We start from the raw sequence: 18,111 nt of genomic DNA, 5'->3' as shown, positions 1-18,111 counted from the left end.
ACCATGGTCAAGGGAATACTAGTCGGGTCAAAGTAACAGTAAAGACCGGATTACAACACCATTCTACGCTTCCGATGCCTTTGTACCGTGACAATGAGCCACAAGGCCCCTAGCAGCGCCCCGATGCCGCCGATCGCCATCGCATGGCCCATGGGACCCTTCAACGGATTGACTGGTCCGGTCGGCTGGGTCCGCTTCGTGGCGGCGGCGATTTCCCACGGCAGGGGCGCGACTCCCGGCGCGGTCTCGACGCCCGGCGCGGTCTCGGCTCCCGGGGGTGCGGCGATCTGGGGGGACGGGATGATGCCGGGCGCGGGCGAGGCGGCGATCGTGGGCACGCCCTCGAGGTCCTGGAGAGAGACATCGGGAAGGGTCTGCTCGGGCGGGCTGACGACGACTCGAGCGGACGCGGTGGGGAGCGTCTGCACGGACGCGGTGGGGAACGCCAGCTCGGACGTGCCGGGAACGGCCTGAGCCGACGTGCCGGGAACGGCCCGAACCGACGCACGAGGAACGACCCGAGCCGACGTCCGAGGAACGACCCGAGCCGACGCCCGGGGAACGGCCCGAACCGACGTGCCGGGAACGGCCCGAACCGACGTGCGGGGAGACGGTTGCGCGGACGCGCTGTGGACGGTCTGCCGCGGTGTGGCTTGGGGCAAAGTCAGCTTCGGATCGTGTGCCCTCCCCTTCGCGGAGCGGCGCTTCGTCGCCGGTCCGGAGAACTCCCACCTGCTCCCGCCAGCCGCATCCGTCTCGCCCCGGCCGGCCACGTCCCCGGCCGTCGGGCTCACCCGCACGTCGCTTCCGGCCGTCCGGCTCACCTGCACGTCGAATCCGGGGGTCCGGCTCACCTGCACGTCGCTCTCGGCCGTCCCGCCCACCTGCACGTCGGACCCGGGGGTCCGGCTCACCTGCACGTCGAGCGCGGGGGTCCGGTCCGTCTGCGTGCCGGCCCCGTCGGATGCCCGCCCGCCAGCCGGCAGGCTGGGGTCGGCGAGTTCCACCGGGCTGGCGGCCACCGCCACGCTGGCCCCCCTGGCCATCCCGTTCAACCGCACCCTGAACCGCTGCACGTCCCCGGTCCTGACCCACTTCCCCGCATCGCCGGCGTCCCGGCTCACCCGCTCCACCACCAGCGACACGCCGGTCGCGGCCAAAGGCACGGAAGGCACCGCCGCCAGGATCACCACACCGGCAAGGATCCAGCCACGACGCATCACTCCCACTCCCCCGCTGCGACAGATCACCCGTTACTACGTCTAGTAATCATCATGTCACAGAAGGTGACGGACTCAGTCGGGCGGGATCAGGCTCTCGACGGTCTTCATGATCGGCAAATCCGCCCCGAGCCAGTCCACGTCGAAATACTCCCCGGGCCCCAGCCACCGCAGCGCCAGATGCTCCCTGGGCTCCGGCGTCCCCTCGGCGATCGAGGCCAGCCAGACCCGCAGCACGTACCCCTCGGACAGCGGCCAGTCACCGCCCACCCGCTCGCCCACCGCGATCTCGACCCCGAGCTCCTCGCGGCACTCCCGGATCAGCGCCTCGACCTCGCTCTCCCCCGGGTCCACCTTGCCGCCGGGGAACTCCCAGCCACCCGCGACCGCCACCGGCGCCGCACGCTGGGCGGCCAGCACCCGGCCGCCCTCGGCGACGATCACCGCCGCCACGACCACCACGACTTTGCTCATACGTTGTGATTCCTCATCGGGCAGGATTCTGCAGCTTCTTCAGCTGCTCGAGCACGTCAGGGTTCTGCAGGGGACGAGTGAAGCCGACGCGGTTGCCGCGGGCCTCGTAGCTGGTGACCTTGATCGGCCCGCACAGCCGGCACCGGGCCTCGAGCATCTTGCCCTTCGACACCACCAGCCCGACGTGTCCGGGGCTGTCGGCCGACGTGCCCGGCCCGGCGTTGAAGAACACCAGGTCGCCCGGCTGCTCCTGACCCGCTAACACCTTCACCCCGAACGGCCACTGCAGGAACGTCGTCCGCGGGATCGTCAACCCCGCCGACCGGTAGGCCGCGAAGATGACGCCCGAGCAGTCGAACGCGTCGGGTCCGGTGCCACCCCACAGGTACGGCTTGCCGCGCTGCGCCAGCGCGAACTCCATGATCTTGGCCACGACGTCGCTCGGCGCGGCCTCGACCAGCGAGTCGTCGCACTCCTCCTCGGCCTGCGGCGGCACCTTCACGTCCCCGGACCTGGCGTACTTCCTGGCGATCTCCTCGACCTGGTCCACGTACCACCAGGCGCGGTTGTAGACGAACAGCGCCTGCCGCACGTTCTCGGGCGCCCCGTTGCGCTTGAGCATCTTCGCGGCGCCGAGGATCGCATCGGCCGGGTTGTACACGTCACCGATGCCGTCACCATCACCGTCGGAGGCGTACCCGTTGAACGTCGACGACACCGGGACCCTGGCCTTGCCGCCCCAGGTGGAGATCAGGAACTGCATCGGCCCGGCCGCGCCCGCGTAGTTGGTGCCGCTCCTGACTCCGGGCAGCTTGGAGCGGCCGTGGTCGGTCTCGCGTTTGCCCACGGCGGCCAGGATGTTCCACTGGACGCCGATCTTCTCGCCGTGCTCCTTGTACAGCTCCAGGTACTCGGCGGGAATGTCGGCGGTGGCCGAGTCGGAGGCCTCTTGAACCTGCGCGGTGTCCGCACAGTCGATGGAGGTGCGGCCCTCGCTGAGGAACGACGGCATCGAGATCAGCACCATCGGCGACACCACGACCAGCACCAGCAGCAGCACCCCTGCCAGGCCGATCAGCAGGGCGAGGCGCGTTCGCGAGACGTTCACCCTTCGTCCCCGAACTGGCCCTCGGCGGCCGGCATGATGTCGAAGATCAGCCAGTCGGTGCCCGACTGGCTGACCGTGACCGCGTACTCCTCGGTGAGCTGCTTGCCGCCGCTCTTCGCGGCGACCTGTCTGGTCCCGACGACGACGAAGACGATGGAGTTCTTCTCGATCTGCCTGATCTCCTTGAGCCTGGCCGTGGCCGTGGAGACGATCTCGTCGTTGCGGTTCTGCTCGATGGTGCCCGCCGAGGTGATCGTGCGGGTCAGGGCGGTGGCGAGCTCAGGGGTGGTGTACGCCTTGATCCGGTCGGCGTACGCGGCCGGATTCTCGTCGTACCTGAACGTGCCGTACGTGGAGGTGAACCGCTCGGCCACGTCCGCCGCCGCGGCGAGTTGCTCCTTCTTCATCGGCAGGTAGGTGTAGACGTCGAACGGCGCGGTGCTCGCGGTCGCGAGCGGCGTGCTGGACGCCACGGCCACGCTGGTGGCGCGGGTGGCCTGGGGCGCGGGCCGGGCCGGGTCCGCGTTGTCCGCCCACGTGAGGTAGACGCCGACCGCGGCGATGACCACGACGATGGCGGCGAAGGCCAGCCCTCGCCTGTCACCTGGCTGCGCCATGTTCAGTCCTTGTCCGGGTTGTTCGGTTTGAGCCAGAAGGGCACGGACGGGTCGCTGGAGCCGCCGTTACGGCTGCTGCGCAGCCACAGCGGCGGCGCCTCGGACGCGCGCGGGGCCGGCTCGTCGGAGCCGCCGAAGATGCGGGGTCCGCCCGACCTGGGGGCGCCGCCGCTCGGCCTGGCCCCGCCGGAACGGGATCCGCCGCCGCTCGAGCCACCGCCGAACAGGCCGCCGCCGCCCGAGCCCCGGGAGGGCGTGCCGCCCGAACGCGAGCCACCCGAGCCGCTGAACCTCGACCCACGCGTGGAGCCGGTACGCGAGCCGCCGGTCGAGCCGCCTCGTGACGCCCAGCCGCCGCCCGACCGGCCGCCGAACCAGCCGCCGCCCGACGACGAGCCGCCGCCCGACGCGCCACCGTTCGAGGAGACGCCGTTCGCCGAGCTGCCGTTCGACGAGGTGCCGCCCACCCGTGGGCCGCCCGTGCCGCCCAGGCGGGGCCCACCGGCGGCGGGACCGCGGGTACGGGCCGCACCTCCCAGGTTGAGCGGCGGCGCAGTGCCCCTGCGCGGCTCCGTCGCCGCCCGGCCGCCCGCCTTGCCGCCCTGGTGGTCGGTGTCGAGCGGGGCCGCCGTGGCCGGGATCCTGGTGCCGGAGGTGGCGCCTTCGCCTTCCTCGGCGCGCATCCGGGCCTGTCCTGCCGCCGCGGCCGTCGTGGCCGCCGCCCCGCCCGGGTTGGCCGCGGTCGCCGCCCTGATGAGGGGCTCGGCCTTACGCAGCCCCCAGCGGCCGATCCTGGCCGACGCGACCGGCGGCAGCACGCCCGCCGACCGCTCCAGCACGGGCGAGCTCGCGGCTTCGCCGAGCATGCGGGTGGCGACCGTGTGGCCGTTGATCGAGGCGAACAGGTGCTGGAACGGGCGCCGGTAGAAGAACACCGCGATCGTCAGCAGGGCCATGAACAACACCTGCATGCCCCATGGCATGGCCGTGGAGATGATCAGGGCGTACCCGTACACGAGCACACTGAGCACGATCGTCAGCACGGCCTGTCTGAGCAGTGTGCCGATGAGCATCTCCACCCAGCGCATGGCGACGATGCGGCCGCTGCCCGGATGCACGCCGATCAGCAGGAATATCGGTCCCAGGATCAGCAGCAGCAGGAAGCCGACCTTCAGCACCAGCAGCGAGACCGCCACCAGGAAGATGAGCAGCCCGGCCACGATGGCGGCGATGAACGCGCCGACCGCCACGCCGAGCCTGTTGGACCAGTCGCGGCCGGAGAAGACCGTGTAGCGGGGGTCGTTCCTGAGCTTGTCGGCCAGCGCGGAGTACTCCTGCTGGCGGGCCCCCACGTCGGGGGCCGGCTGGCCGGCCACGGCAGGCGGGATCGACTGCATCTCCAGCACCTTGCGGCCCCAGTCACGCACGATGGGCTGCTGCGGGTCGGCGGTGCCGAACAGGCCCACCAGCCACGGCTTGCAGACGAGCGTCGACCACAGCGCGTCGGCGTTCTGGTCGATGCCCGGCGTGCCGGTCTGGCCGTACCCGCCCGCCCTGACCTCCGGAGTGGTGGCGCCGGGCGGAGGCAGGCAGGAGGCGCCGCCCGCGCCGGGCAGGCCGGAGAAGGCCGAGTTGACGACCTCGCCGGTCTTGTCGGTGACGATCTTGCCCATGCCGGTGAAGTCGCCGGGACGGCTGAAGAACCAGACCGCCACGGTGACCGCCAGCACCATCCAGATCACGCCTTCGGCGGTGGTGGTGGCACGCTTGCGGATCAGGCCGTACCAGGCCAGCCAGATCGCGCCGAGGATCACGACCGGCTGGAGGAAGTCCCAGTACATGGCGTCGGCGAGCCTCGTGACGATGTCGTCGACGACGTCCTTGATGGCCTGGAGCGGTCCTTCGGTCGCCGCCGCCTGGTACGTCGTGATCGTCAGCCGGTCGATGGCCTTGGCCGCGGTGAAGATGCCGTTGGCCCACATGTTGCCGAGCACGGCGACGTATTCGGAGCAGCCCAGCTCGTGCGTGTGCCAGAACTGGCCGCTCATGCCGAACTGCGCGTAGTTGGTGGTCGGGGCCCCGGTCGGCGGGATCGGCGCCTGGATCAGGCCGTCGGTGCCGCCGCCCACCACCTCGGGGGTGAGCGGACCCGAGAGGTCACACGGCGCCGCGGCGGCCGGAACCGAAACGCCTCCGATGACCAGCGGCACCACGAGGATGCCGGTGATCAGCGCAAGAACCAACGCGACTCGTCGGGATAGCCGGATCTTCATGACCGTACCTCCTGCGCCCTGCCCACGCCCCCTTGAAGATCATCATGCCCGCTGCCGTCGGGTTTGTCGTGCGTCGGGTTCGTGTCGAGCCAACGGTGAAGTTCCTCGGAGATCAGGTCTACTCCGATCCGGCCCGCCCTGCCATCCAGATCACGGAATACGCATTCGCCGTTTCCGAGCGAGCGCAGCGCGGCCTTGTGCTCTTCCGAAGACTCCACCCCGAGCAGGGACATGACGTGGTCCACCTCCACCCGTTCGGTGGACCGGAACGCGAAGACGGACGACAGGCAGTTGGTCACCTGCTCGTTCAGCAGGTCTCCCGCGTTCTGCGAGACCAGCACGAGCGCGGTGTTGCGGGAGCGGCCCATCCTGCTGACCTCGGGCACCAGCTTGGCCCCCTCGGGCGTGGAGGTGATCGCCCACGCCTCGTCCAGGAAGATCGCCTTCGGGGCACGCCGGTCGAGGCCGTTCATGAGCCGGCGGGCGAACTGGGACACCAGGTAGAGCAGGGCGACCGACAGTCGCTGCTCGTAGGAGTAGTCCTCCCTGCCCGTCGCCACGTCGGGCAGCGTCAGCCCGCCCAGCGTGAACACGGTCGTCCACCCCTCGGTGTCGATCTGGTCGCCGCCGGAGGGGTCGAAGCAGAGCCTGGCCAGGTGCATCTCCGACATCGAGCGCAACACCGCGCCAAGGTTCTTCGAGGCCGGGTCGTCGGCCTGCTCCAGGTGGTCCACGACCTTGCCGAGCGACGGGTCGGGCTGGTTGGAGACCGCGGCCACCGCCTGGATCATCGCCGACTCGCGCTCCTCCGACATCCGCGGCAGCAGCAGGCGCAGCGTCTCCGTGGCCATGGTCTTCTTCGCCGCGATGTCGTCGCCGAACGAGAACGGGTCGAGCAGGCCGGGCGCCGCCGAGCCGAGCGGGATGATCCTGGCCTTGCGGCCCCGCTTTTCCAGCAGCTTCACCAGGGACTCGGCGTCGCCCTTCGGGTCGATCACCGCGACCGTCACGCCGCGCAACGCCATCTGATAGATCATCAGCAGGGCGAGCGTGGTCTTGCCGCCGCCCGGCTCGCCGGTGATCGCGATGGCGGTCGGCCGGTTGCGGGTGGCCGCCACCAGCGGGTCGAAATGCACGATGCTGCGGGCGCGGCCGACGGTCTCGCCGATGTACGGGCCCAGCCAGCCCTCGCTGCCCTCGTCCAGCCGGTCGCCGAGATCCACGGTCGCCGTGGCCATGCCGCCCGCGATCGTGCGCAGCGGCTGGCGCTGGGCGTAGGCGTTGACGCGCACCTTCTCGCCCGGCAGCCCCTCGCAGAACAGCGAGAACTGGTCGCCGGTCGAGTTGACCACGTCGATGCCCATGTCGCGGTAGTGCTCGACGACCGCCTCGACCCGCTGCACACAGATCTCCTCGGTCGGGGCCGCCACGATGAGGCGGTGCCAGCCGTACACGAAGGGCAGCCGCTCCTTCGTGATGCCGTGCTCCAGCATGCGGGCCGCGTCGATCTGCTCGGCCAGCGCCAGCGGCGCCTCCGCGCCGGCCTCGCGGATGTGGTGGTCCATGTCGCGGGCGTGCGCCAGCTTGCGCGCCACGTCCTTCGACGCCTTGACCGGCGGGATCAGCCGCATCCGCGACGAGACCTCCACCGGGAACGGCAGCTGGTCGGCGAAGTGCAGCCACGGCTCGCCGTCAGGGAACGGCATCAGATCGGGGAAGCGGGCGAACGACAGGTAGGCCACGTACGAGTCGCCCTGCGGTTGCACGATCCGCAGCAGCGACCTGCCGTTGTGGATCTCGCCCTCGACCAGCGACTCGATCTCGCCCCTGCCCCAGCGCCGCCGCGGGCTGGCCGACGGCGGCGGGTCGCCGAGCGCGCCCGCGGCCGCGTGCTGGAACAACCACGCCACCTCGACGGAGGTGGCGTGCCGAGCGTACAGAGCGCTCGATGCGAGCGCTCGGCCCAGGCGTTCGGCCTGTTCGGTCCACCGCCCTATCTCGCTGTCGGGTACGTGGCCGTCCTCCATGCCGAGCGCCTTCTCGGTCTTCTGGTAGAAGCCGAAGAGCTGGGCCAGCACACCGCTGCCGAGTTGTTTGCCCCGCGGGCCCAACCGCACGCCGAGATAGACCTCCTTCGTCCAGAAGTCCTTGGCCCAGACGTGCCGGTACATCTCCTCCAGGTAGTCGCGCCAGCCAGGCCCCTCATCGGACGTGGCATTGAGCGCCATGGCCCACTCCGCGGCAGGGTACGTGCGGTGCACGACCCTCAGGTGGACCTCTGCGTCGGGCATCCTGATCGCGGCCAGCGCGATCGTGATGTTGGTGGCCAGCGCCTCACGCTCCTCGGGCGTGACGAACTCGTAGCTGACCGTCGGGAGGCGGAAGTACGCCCATGCACAGGTGTCTGTGAGCAGGATGCGGTCGTCGAAGTAGCGGACCGCGAGGCGCTGGTGCGCTCGGGACGCCCTGGTCATGCCGCCCCCTCGGCGCATGAACGGGCCATGCCTGCTCGCCTTTTCACTTAACGCTCACCGATTCTCGTGCCCGGGGGGTCACTCGCCAACTCCTCTTCGCTCGGTCGTACGGTCTGTGCCGCGAAGCCCGCGACCACAACACCGGCGAGGGCGAGATAGGCCCGCCGCCCGGCCGCGCGCAACTGCCCGGGATCGACGATCTCGGCCCCACCTGGCGCCAGATCGTCTTCCCAGGGGACCCTGACGATGGCCCGGCATCTGCCCCTGGCCACCGACTCCGCCTGCTCGACGTCGGTCATCGAACGCCTGCTCACGCCGTTGACCACCATCACCGCCCGTCTGCGCAGCTCCGCGCAGCCGTGCCCGTCGAGCCACTCGTACGTCATCGCCACCGCCTCCGACGCCTCCTCGCTCGCCGGAACCACCAGGACGAGCTGGTCCGCGTACGGCAGGAGCCGGGCCGCCAGCGCGGCGGCCGGATCGATCACGGCCAGCTTGTAGTGACGGTCCAGCAGGCGCATGGACTCGCCCAGCCGGTGGTCGGAGAAGAAGGACCGGTCCGCCAGACGCTGCTCGGCGCCCGCGTCGGTGTCCGCGCTGATCACCTCCAGCCCGGAGGCCGTCCGTGTGGTGTATCCGCGCATGGTGAGATAGCCGCTGACCCGGTCGAGCCCGGACAGCAGCGAAGTGAGAGTTTCCGGGGTTTCTGGTTGGATCTTGCTGGTCAGGGTGGTGCCGCCGGTGTTGGCGTCGACGGCCACGACCCTGTCGTCGCGGTAGGTGGCGAAGGTGTGGCCGAGCATGAGAGCCGTGGTGCTCTGCCCGGCGCCGCCGGTGCAGCCCAGGACCACGATCCTGCGGCTGCCGCTGAACACGGCCCTGGCCCTGGCCTCGTCGATCTCGGACCCGTCGGACCGTACGTTGGTGCCACCGACGACCACCTGAGCGATCCGCCGCCAGCCGCCGGAGTCCCGCCCGATCACGGACTCGACCCTGCGCACCCGCGCCTCACCAGGCCTGGGCACCGGCACCGGCCCCACCAGCCCACCAACCGTCCCGCCCCGGTCACCGACCGGGTCCGCCGCCGGCGGCCGATCGTGCGTGGGCGCTGCTGGTCGGTCGTGCGTGGGTGCTGCGGGTCGGTCGTGTGTGGGCGCTGCGGGCCGGTCGTGCCGCACCGCTGCAGGCCGGTCGTGTGTGGGCGCTGCGGGCCGGTCGTGCCGCACCGCCGCAGGTCGGTCGTGTGTGGGCGGTGCGGGCCGACCGGTGGAATCCGGCTCCGGCCTCGGCCGCTCACCGGCCTCCACCGACTCGCGACCGCCCGCCGCACCGCGCGCCGACGCCACGCGGTCGCTTGTCGTGTCCTCGCCCGTCATGATGCGGTCCGGCGGGACCGGCGTCAGCCTGGGCCGGTCACCCGCCTCCGCCGGAGCCGTCCGACGGCGACCGGCCGCGCCCCGGCTCTGCTCCACGTCCGACGAACCCCGACCGCCGGCGTCCGGGCTCTGCGTCGTGTCCGACGAACCCTGACCACCCGTGCCCGGGCTCCGCGTCGTCTCCGACGAACCCCGACCACCCGTGCCCGGGCCCTGCGTCGCGGTCGGCCGCTCTCCGACGGCACTGATGTCGTGGGACTCCTGAGCCGTCACGTCCTCCGCGGTCGTCGCGCCGTCCGGTGCATCGGCGATCGCGTCCGGCCCGTGCGTACCGGCACCCTCGGACGGCGTGTCGACCACCGCGGCCGACCCGCTGGGCGCATCTGCGGCCCTGACTTCCTCGCCGGCGACGTGGTCGGAGTCTTGATGGTCGGGGCGGGAGACGCCCGGCCGAGGCAAAGGCTTGGCGTCCGGGTCGAGCGGCGGCCAGACCCGTTGAGTGCCCGACAGCACCAGCGCGGGTCCCAGCCTGGGCGGCTGCCCCTTCCTGTGCTGGTCTCGCGCGACCTCGTCCTCGCGCCGCTCGCCCTCGACCCGGCCCGCCGTCTCCCTACGACCGGTCGCCGTATCGCCCGGCGCGTCCGCGCTGGCCGCGAGCTTCCTCAGCCGCCGCAGAGCCTCGGTGTCGATCGGCTTGCCCGCGGCAGACTTGCGGCTCTGCGCCGCCTTGATCGGCACGACCGCCCCAGGCGCGGCCTCCTCCTCGCCAGGCGCCGCGTGATCGCCAGTGCGCTCGCCACCCTCCGGAGCCCCGCTCTCCCGGCCACCGGTCTCACGGGCCGCTGGCTCCTGGCCTGTGGCCGCAGGAGCCGCGGACTCCTGACCTGCGGCCGCACGAGCCGCGGACTCCTGACCTGTGGCCGCACGAGCCGCGGACTCCTGACCTGTGGCCGCGCGGCCTGCCGTCTCGGGATCCGCGTCCGCATGGGCCGTGCCTGCATGTGCCACGCTCTGGGGACCCATGCCCGGACGGCCCGCCGCCTCCGGACCCGTGCCCACATGCCCCCCGGTCTCGGGAGCTCCAGTCGCCCGGCCGGCGTTCTCACGGCCGGGGGCCTCTTGGCCCGAGGCGCCGTGAAGCGCCGCTTCGCGAGTGGCCGCCTCACGGCGCGCGGCCTCGCGGAGCGCGGCCTGTTGGCTTGCGGCCTCCCGGGCGGACAGTCGCCGGCCACCAGCCCGCTTGCCGCCGGCCCTCCGACCGCCATCCGTCGAGGCGCCGTCCGTCCCACCGCGCGTCGAGGCGCCGCCCGTCCTGGCGTCGTCCGTCCTGGAAATCTCTCTCCGGTCCGCCGTCCTGGAACTCTCTCTCCGGTCCGCGGGCTCGCGCTCGACCGGCGGCGACGTCATACCGGGCGCTTCCTCCCCGGGCACGACGACCAGCGGCAGGTCCTCATGGTGTCCGCGCCCCCCGGAGAGCCCCTCATCGTGCCGTGCCGGGGCGGGGGCCTGAGCCTTGAGAGCGGGTGCGGCGGCGCCGCGTCGGGCGCCCCAGCCGGTGCGCGTGGCAGCCGGTTCGGCGACCGGAGCGTGGCCGGCCGCCGCGGCCGCGGCGGCGACGGCGGGGCGCACCTGGCGCGGCCCGGCGATCCGCTGGTCCTGACGCCTGCGTTGCGGATGACGGCTCTTGCTCGGCCGCTTGGACTTGGCCCGCGCGGGGGCGGTACGCCACACGCGCGCGGAGAAGGTGATCGTCTCGGATTCGGCCATGGGCGTGAGGCGGTACCAGGCCTTCGGCTCGCCCAGGTAGCGCAGGTGGGACTCCAGCAGCTCGGTGAGCCGCTTGCCCTCGATGACGGGGCGGGTCGACAGCCACGTCACGATCCCCGGCGGCACCAGGAACAGCACGTGCCACGGCATCGCCACCGGCACGCCCACCAGGATCAGCAGGAGGGACCACGGAATGAACACCCCGACGAAGACGCCGATCCAGACGATCGGCAGCGGCATCGGCAGGCGTAGGTCGTACAGCTTGTAGAGCCGCTTCTCGATCCGCCAGATGTTCGTATACGTGGGCAGGTCCACCCGGTCCTCCTCCTCTCCACCCGCTCGTGTATGACCGCCGCTGGACGATCCCAACCCTTTATCTGATGCCCAGTGCGCCCGCGATTGCCTTCGCCGTCACCTCGATGATGTTGGGAACGTAGAAGATCACCCCGATGGCCACGGCCAGGATCAGGAATTGCACGAATCGCGTGATCTCGCGGGTGAAGAGGAAGAAGAGCGCCACCACGGAGACGACGACGAGGAACAGCGGGGCGAAGAACGCGCGCAGGAAGTCGGCGAGCCCTCCGGTGTCGATGCCGGTCGACGTGGGCGTCGGCGACATTTCGATCAAGGTGAGCATTACGGTCTTCAAGGTCACTTCTCGTCCTCCCGGGGGGTACCGATCGGCAGCGCGGCCGGGCCTTTAGTCAACGACCCGGCCGGCGCCACGGATGTCGGCGACGAACCACTTGTCGCCCTGCTTCTCGACGGTAAGCCGGTAGGCCTGCTCCAAACGCGCGCCGACCGCGGCCGGGTCGGTGGCGTTGGGAGTGGCCTGGGCCTCGCCGTTCGGCACGACCCACACGACGACCGCCTGGATCTCTCGAGTGGCACCCCCCACAGGCACCACGACTTTCTTGAGCTCTGCGAAGGTGAAGGCGCCGCCGAAGCTCGGCAGGGTCTTGCCGGCGGCCACGTAGCGCTGCAGCCCGGCGGCGTCGCCGGACGCGTAGTCCTTGAAGAAGCCCTCCAATTGCGGTTTGAGCTCGGCGGCGGCCGCGTCGTCGGTCTCCGGCGGCGCCACCTGGGGCAGCTCGGCCGGGGCGGGCGCGGGCAGGATGGCCGGGCGGCCGGAGACGACGAACCTCTTGGCCTCGTCCTCGCCGGAGTAGTAGATCGGCACCGACAACATCAGCCTCCGCGGACCGGACTGGAAGGCCACGCTGACCACCGCGTTGTGGGCGTCGGTCGTCTCGATGTCGTACGGCTGGATGGCGACGGCCGCCAGCTTGCCCACGCCGTCCCAGCCCATGCGCGGGTCCGAGGCGTCGGGCAGGAACGCCGCCAGCTTGCGTGACCTGCTGGCATCGTCCTCGGGGCTGAAATTGAGATAGACCCCGGCGAACTGAGCAGCGAAAGCCATGCCCCGGTCCACCGGGAATCCATTGTTCGCCACCGCGACACCATTGGGCGTTACCGCTTCTTGCTGGGTAAACCGCTCAAATGGGGCACGGATCCCATTCACCACGATAACCACGATAAGCGCCCAGAGAATGATGCGGCCCGTCCACACCAGCCACCGCCCACCGCTACCGGACCAGCCGCCACGGCGCGGCCTGCGTGGTGGCGGCGCGTCGAAGTCAGCCGTGTCCAGGGTTGCGGAAAGCCCAGGCCCGTCAGCGATCCGAGGATCGTGCTGGACGGTAGACCTACGAGCCATCACGCCTCCGCTCGCGCCGATCCCCCCGGCTGGCGCGGTGTCGTCCGTTGCCGATCCCCATCATCCGCGGTGAAGTAGTCACCCTATCCGGTCTCCGCCATTGTTCCAGGAAAGCCACGCCCATGCTGCAGGCATGACCGCCCTCACGGCAAACCGGGGCAGGATGACAGGCCCCGATGCCGATTCCTGTCACTTCCCGGTTGAATCGGCTTTTGACCAGGCAAAACGCCTAATATCGCCTAGCGCGGCCGCCATGGATTCCTGACCAAAATAGGCATGGACTCTCACGCCTTGCGCATTCGGCATGGGGCGCGAGCGGAGGGGTGCGTCAGGCGGGCTCCGGGTCCTGTGTCGGCCGCGTCTGCCGCCGGCTCTGCAGGTCCACGACCGTCGTCCGGCTCTGGAGGTCCACCACCGTGGGGCGTACCGCCCGCTCGAGCGAGCCGCGCAGGTCGGCCAGCATGTCGGCGGTGTCGCTCTCCCGCATGCGGCTGGTCATCTCGTTGCGCTCGTCCACCTTCCTGCGGAGGTAGGCCTCGCGGTTGACGCGCAGGCCGTACATGAGCTCGACCCTGATCAGGGCGAGCTCCTCCTCCAGGCTGATGCCCGCCAGCGTGGGCGCAGGGCGTCGTTTCCGGATGATGCGACGGATCATGAGGGGCCTCCCGAGTCAGCGTGAACGCCGTGACGATTCGACGCGTAGGGGCCCAAAGTGGTTGACGCATCATTTGTCCCGGGATCAGACATCACAGCGCTCCTGGAAGTCAGACGCCGTAGCAGGCGATCGCGGCCATCCACCGACGGCGACTTAGCGTAGCGAATGAACACTCGGAGTGAGTGGATTGAACACCGCGCGGCGGATGTCGGCCGGCCCGTCTAGGGTGGTGACCGTGGCAGCAGACGAGAAGGCGCCCTCATACGAGCAGGCCCGCGAGGAGTTGACCGAGGTGGTGCGCCGCCTGGAGACCGGCGGGCTCACCCTGGAGCAGTCGATCGAGCTCTGGGAGCGCGGGGAGAAGCTGGCGGCGGTCTGCGAAGAGTGGCTCCAGGGCGCCAGGGTCAAGCTCGCCGCCGCGATGGCCCGCCGCTCCGAGCCCACCTCAGGCGCCGACGACGCGCCTTTCTGACCGGCCGCCGGCCCACCCTGGCACGCGCCGCGCACGACCCGCCCTTTGCGCGCGCCGCTCTCGACGGCCCGGCCTCGCGAGCGCGCGACGCTCGACGACGCGCCCCTCCGCGAACGCCACGCTCGACGACGCGACCCCCTGGGGCGCCCTGACGCGAGGGACGTTCAGGCGGCCTGGGGCAGCAGGGCCACCACGGGGATGCGGCGGCTGGTCTTGGCCTCGTACTCGGCGAAGCCCGGCGCCTGCGCCACCATCCTGGCGTAGAGCCGGTCGCGCTCCTCACCCTCGATGAAGGCCGCCTTGGCCTCGAACGTCTCGGTGCCGACCTCCACGGTGGCCTCGGGCGTGGCCAGCAGATTGTGGTACCAGGCGGGATGGTTGTCCGCCCCGGCGTTGGAGGCGATGACGACGTAGCGCTCGCCGTCCATGAGATACATCACCGGCGTGGTGACCGCCCGGCCGCTCTTGGCTCCAGTCGTGGTGAGCAGCACCAGTGGCGAGCCTTCGAACATGCCGCCGACCCGGCCTTCATTGGCCCGGAACTCATCAATGATCTGCTGGTTGAACTCGTTGGGCATTCTCGGCTCCTCAGACTCGGAGAGTTCTCCGGTTTGGAGATTAACCGGAGAAGCCTCCGGTTACAACCTGTATGCTCCACCCGTGCCCGAACGTCGACAGTTGCCCCTGATCGGGCAGCCCCAGCCGGAACGGGCCGACGCCGCGCGCAACCGCCAAAAGATCATCGATGTGGCGTCCCGGATGATCGCCGAGCGCGGCGCCGGCGACCTGTCGCTCGACGAGGTGGCCCGCGTGGCGGGCGTCGGCGTGGGCACCGTCTACCGGCGCTTCGGCGACCGGAACGGGCTGGTCTTCGCGCTCCTCGACGAGCGGGAACGGCGCTTCCAGTCGGCGTTCTTCGCCGGCCCGCCACCGCTCGGGCCCGGGGCCCCGGCCGGCGAGCGGGTCACGGCGTTCCTGCACGCGCTGGTCGATCGCATCGCGGCGCAGCAGGAGCTGTTCCTGCTGCTGGAGCAGGGCGGCAAGAAGGGCGGGTTCAGCGGGCCTTACCGGGTGCACCACATCCACCTGGCCACGCTGCTCGCCGAGGCCCGCCCGGACGCCGACGCGCCGTTCCTGGCCGACGCGCTGCTCGCGCCGATCAACGCCCGCCTGATCGCCCTGCAGACCGAGGAACGCGGCATGACGATCGAGGCGATCAAGTCCGGACTGACGGCACTCGCCGCGGCCGTCACCCGCGTGTAGGGCTCCCGCCCGACAGCGCCGCCGCGGCCGTCTGCCGCATGCGGGGCTCAGGTCATGAGGCAGAGCAGGTTGCCCTCGGAGTCCTTGAACGCGGCCATGCGGATCTCCCTGCCCGGCGTGTCGAACGTGCCGTCGTCGGTGAAGATCAGATGCGGCTCCTCGACGATCGCGACGTCGTGGGCACGCAGCCGGGCCACATCCGCCTCGAGGTCGTCGGAGGCCAGGTAGAGCACCGCCGAGTGCGCGCTCTTCTCGATCAGCAGGCGTACGCCGTCAAGGTCGAAGAAGGCCAGCCCAGGCGGCCGGTAGGTGGCGATGTGCCGCAGGCCGAGCACTTCGCGGTAGAAAGCCGTGGCCCTGTCGAGGTCGTCGGCGTGCTGGGCGACCTGCACGAGTCCTCTCATGTCCCGAACGTAGACCTCGAACCTGCTATGTGCCCTCGTTTTCCACCCGAACGTTCAGTCTGTCGTCGGACAGGCGGATCGTCAGCGGCGAGCCGGGCGCCACGTCCTTGGCCAGGCGCACCACCTCACCCGACGGGTGCTGGACGATGGCGTACCCGCGCTCCAGAGTGGCCGCCGGGGACAGCGCGATCAGGCGGGCCCGCAGGTGGACCAGGTCGTCCGCGGCCCGGTCGAGCGAGCCGGACAACGAGCGCCTGCCCCGGTCGCGCAGCGACTCGACCTGCTCGGCCCTGCGCTCGAGCTCGCGTACGGGATCGGCCAGCGAGGGCCGCGAGCGTACGGACGTCAGCCAGGACATCTCGCGGTCGAGCCAGCCACTCACCACCCTGCGCCCCCGGTCGCGCAGCTGGCGCACCAGCGTCAGCTGCTCACCCACGTCGGGCACGACCTTCTTGGCGGCGTCGGTGGGGGTGGACGCGCGTACGTCCGCCACCATGTCGAGCAGCGGGCTGTCCTGCTCGTGGCCGATCGCGCTCACGACGGGCGTGCGGCAGGCGGCCACCGTGCGGACGAGCGTCTCGTCGGAGAACGGCAGGAGGTCCTCCAGAGAGCCGCCGCCGCGGGCGACGACGATCACGTCGACCTCGGTGTCCGCGTCCAGCTTGCGGAGCGCCTCGGTCACCTCGCCCACCGCGTAGGGTCCCTGGACGGCAACTTCCTCGACCTTGAACCGCACGGCGGGCCAGCGCCGGCGGGAGTTTTCCAGCACGTCGCGCTCGGCCGCGGAGTCGCGGCCGCAGATGAGCCCGATCGTGCCCGGCAGGAACGGCAGCCGCCGTTTCCTGTCGGCGCTGAAGAGCCCTTCGGCGGCCAGCAGCTGCCTGAGCCGCTCCAGCCTGGCCAGCAGCTCGCCCACGCCGACCGGGCGGATCTCCAGCGCGGTGAAGGCGAACGAGCCCTTGTTGACCCAGAAGTCCGGCTTCACCTGCATGACGACTTTGGCGCCGTCGACCGGTCGCGGCACCGCCGCCTCGTAGACGCCGCGCGGAGCGGTGACCCTGGCGGACACGTTGGCGACCGGGTCGCGCAGGGTCAGGAACACCGTGCCGCCGCGGGCGCTCAGATCGGTGATCTGGCCCTCGACCCAGACCATGCCGAGTCTGCCGATCCAGCCGCCCACCATCTGCAGGACCGTGCGGATCGGAAGGGGGGACTCGGGCGAGGTCTTCTCGGTCATGGCGGAAGACTACGGGCTCGCTCCGACTACTCTCCGGCCTGCAGCTTGGCGAGGCGGTTCTCGAACATCCGCACCACCTCGGGACGCCCCTGCGTGGCTCGCTCGTAGGCCAGGAAGTCGCCGATCTGCTCGGCGGTCTTGCCGCGCATCCTGGCGCGCAGCGAGGCGACGGTCATCTCGTCGTACCCGGGCAGCGGCTCGGTCGGCTTGGCGGCCTGCTCAGGCGCTTCCGCGACCACCGGCTCCGCCACGGCCTCCGGAGCGGCGGGCGCCTCGACGGCGGGCTCGGCGACGGCCTTGGGCGCGGCGGGAGCGGCCTTCGGCTCAGCTGCAGGGGCGGGCTCGTCCACGACCTTCGTCTTGGCGGCGGGCTTGGAGGCCGCCTTCGTCTTGGTAGCGGGCTTGGAGGCCGTCTCCGTCTTGGTAGCGGGCTTGGAGGCCGTCTCCGTCTTGGTAGCGGGCTTGGAGGCCGCCTCCGTCTTGGTAGCGGGCTTGGAGGCCGCCTCCGTCTCGGCGACCGGCTCGGGGGCGGCTTCCGTCTTGGCGACCGGCTTGGGCGCCGTCTCGGTCTTGGCGGCCGGCTGGGCAGGGACCTCGGGCTCGGCGGCAGGAGCCTCGGGCTCCGCGGTGGCGACCGGCTCCTCCTTGCCCGCCGGCGCGAAGATGACCGGGTCGGGCTTGGTCTTGGCGACGCCGTTCGGCTCGGCGGCACCGGGCCGCGGCGAGAAGATGACCGGCTCCTTGCGGGCGGGCTTGTCCTCGTCCGCGGGCGCGGCCACCTGGTCGGCGGCGGAGGTACGGGAAATCTGCTCCTCCTCGCGCTCCTCCTTGTTGCCGAGGCCCTTGATCGAGTTCTTCACCCGGTCCACCAGCAGCAGCGCCTGACCTGCGGCGCTGAGCGTGGACTGGACGAGCATGAGCGGAAGGTCCTTGGCCTTCTCCTTCAGCTCGTCCTTGTTGGTGACGGTTTTGGCGATGTTGCGTATCACGTCGCTGAGGGACATGACGTCTCCCTGGGAGGTTGTATGGGACGGCCAGTCTGGCAAACCGCGGA

16 protein-coding genes are annotated in these 18,111 nt (G+C 70.9%); 2 read left to right on the top strand and 14 right to left on the bottom strand.

Annotated features, from left to right (window positions below; genetic code table 11):
- Positions 1-50: 50 nt before the first annotated feature.
- The 10 genes from ETD86_RS06295 to ETD86_RS06250 all read right to left on the bottom strand — a co-directional run bounded on the left by ETD86_RS06295 (position 51) and on the right by ETD86_RS06250 (position 13,681).
- Entirely contained in the window at positions 51-1,220 is a 1,170-nt protein-coding gene (locus ETD86_RS06295; RefSeq protein ID WP_138665148.1) for a hypothetical protein, read from the bottom strand.
- Positions 1,221-1,295: 75 nt separating this feature from the next.
- Positions 1,296-1,694, bottom strand: coding sequence for a (deoxy)nucleoside triphosphate pyrophosphohydrolase (locus ETD86_RS06290; RefSeq protein WP_138665147.1), 399 nt, complete (start codon positions 1,692-1,694; stop codon positions 1,296-1,298).
- Between the two features lie 13 nt (positions 1,695-1,707).
- Positions 1,708-2,802, bottom strand: coding sequence for a C40 family peptidase (locus tag ETD86_RS06285; RefSeq protein WP_138665146.1), 1,095 nt, complete (start codon positions 2,800-2,802; stop codon positions 1,708-1,710).
- Entirely contained in the window at positions 2,799-3,419 is a 621-nt protein-coding gene (locus ETD86_RS06280; RefSeq protein WP_138665145.1) for a hypothetical protein, read from the bottom strand. Before ETD86_RS06280 ends, ETD86_RS06285 begins: the two co-directional genes overlap by 4 nt.
- Before the next feature lie 2 nt (positions 3,420-3,421).
- Complete coding sequence (locus ETD86_RS06275; protein WP_138665144.1) at positions 3,422-5,692, bottom strand: type IV secretion system protein; 2,271 nt, start codon at positions 5,690-5,692, stop codon at positions 3,422-3,424.
- Positions 5,689-8,166: an ATP-binding protein gene (locus ETD86_RS06270; RefSeq protein ID WP_138665143.1), complete on the bottom strand. Its 2,478-nt coding sequence runs from the start codon at positions 8,164-8,166 to the stop codon at positions 5,689-5,691. Before ETD86_RS06270 ends, ETD86_RS06275 begins: the two co-directional genes overlap by 4 nt.
- Before the next feature lie 47 nt (positions 8,167-8,213).
- Entirely contained in the window at positions 8,214-11,624 is a 3,411-nt protein-coding gene (locus ETD86_RS06265; RefSeq protein WP_170222909.1) for a TcpE family conjugal transfer membrane protein, read from the bottom strand.
- A gap of 58 nt (positions 11,625-11,682) precedes the next feature.
- Complete coding sequence (locus tag ETD86_RS06260) at positions 11,683-11,946, bottom strand: hypothetical protein (RefSeq protein ID WP_138665184.1); 264 nt, start codon at positions 11,944-11,946, stop codon at positions 11,683-11,685.
- Positions 11,947-12,009: 63 nt separating this feature from the next.
- A complete protein-coding gene (locus ETD86_RS06255; protein ID WP_246147687.1) occupies positions 12,010-12,729 on the bottom strand; it encodes a conjugal transfer protein in 720 nt (239 codons plus the stop codon).
- 625 nt (positions 12,730-13,354) lie between these two features.
- Positions 13,355-13,681, bottom strand: a complete 327-nt coding sequence (locus tag ETD86_RS06250) for a hypothetical protein (RefSeq protein WP_138665140.1) — start codon at positions 13,679-13,681, stop codon at positions 13,355-13,357.
- Positions 13,682-13,886: 205 nt separating this feature from the next.
- On the opposite strand from ETD86_RS06250, the gene ETD86_RS06245 reads away from it, so the two are divergent.
- Positions 13,887-14,153, top strand: coding sequence for an exodeoxyribonuclease VII small subunit (locus ETD86_RS06245; protein ID WP_138665183.1), 267 nt, complete (start codon positions 13,887-13,889; stop codon positions 14,151-14,153).
- A 164-nt stretch (positions 14,154-14,317) separates the two neighbouring features.
- Here ETD86_RS06245 and ETD86_RS06240 read toward each other — a convergent pair whose 3' ends face one another.
- Positions 14,318-14,731 (bottom strand): nitroreductase family deazaflavin-dependent oxidoreductase, encoded by a 414-nt coding sequence (locus ETD86_RS06240; RefSeq protein WP_138665139.1) that lies wholly within the window; start codon positions 14,729-14,731, stop codon positions 14,318-14,320.
- 82 nt (positions 14,732-14,813) lie between these two features.
- Here ETD86_RS06240 and ETD86_RS06235 point away from each other — a divergent pair, with 82 nt between their 5' ends.
- On the top strand, positions 14,814-15,416 hold the full coding sequence (locus ETD86_RS06235; protein ID WP_246147686.1) for a TetR/AcrR family transcriptional regulator: 603 nt from the start codon (positions 14,814-14,816) through the stop codon (positions 15,414-15,416).
- A gap of 47 nt (positions 15,417-15,463) precedes the next feature.
- Here the strand turns inward: ETD86_RS06235 and ETD86_RS06230 are convergent, their stop codons facing one another.
- From ETD86_RS06230 to ETD86_RS06220, 3 genes are read right to left on the bottom strand one after another with little or no spacing between them, the layout of a single operon-like run.
- Positions 15,464-15,820 (bottom strand): VOC family protein, encoded by a 357-nt coding sequence (locus ETD86_RS06230; protein WP_138665137.1) that lies wholly within the window; start codon positions 15,818-15,820, stop codon positions 15,464-15,466.
- A gap of 25 nt (positions 15,821-15,845) precedes the next feature.
- Complete coding sequence (gene xseA / locus ETD86_RS06225; RefSeq protein ID WP_138665136.1) at positions 15,846-17,057, bottom strand: exodeoxyribonuclease VII large subunit; 1,212 nt, start codon at positions 17,055-17,057, stop codon at positions 15,846-15,848.
- A 26-nt stretch (positions 17,058-17,083) separates the two neighbouring features.
- Positions 17,084-18,061 (bottom strand): DUF8129 domain-containing protein, encoded by a 978-nt coding sequence (locus ETD86_RS06220; RefSeq protein WP_138665135.1) that lies wholly within the window; start codon positions 18,059-18,061, stop codon positions 17,084-17,086.
- Between the last annotated feature and the right edge of the window lie 50 nt (positions 18,062-18,111).

This window comes from Nonomuraea turkmeniaca (assembly GCF_005889735.1).
Classification (GTDB): domain Bacteria; phylum Actinomycetota; class Actinomycetes; order Streptosporangiales; family Streptosporangiaceae; genus Nonomuraea; species Nonomuraea turkmeniaca.
The sequence above is the reverse complement of the archived record's forward strand: the minus strand, read 5'-3'. Positions and strand labels throughout refer to the sequence as shown.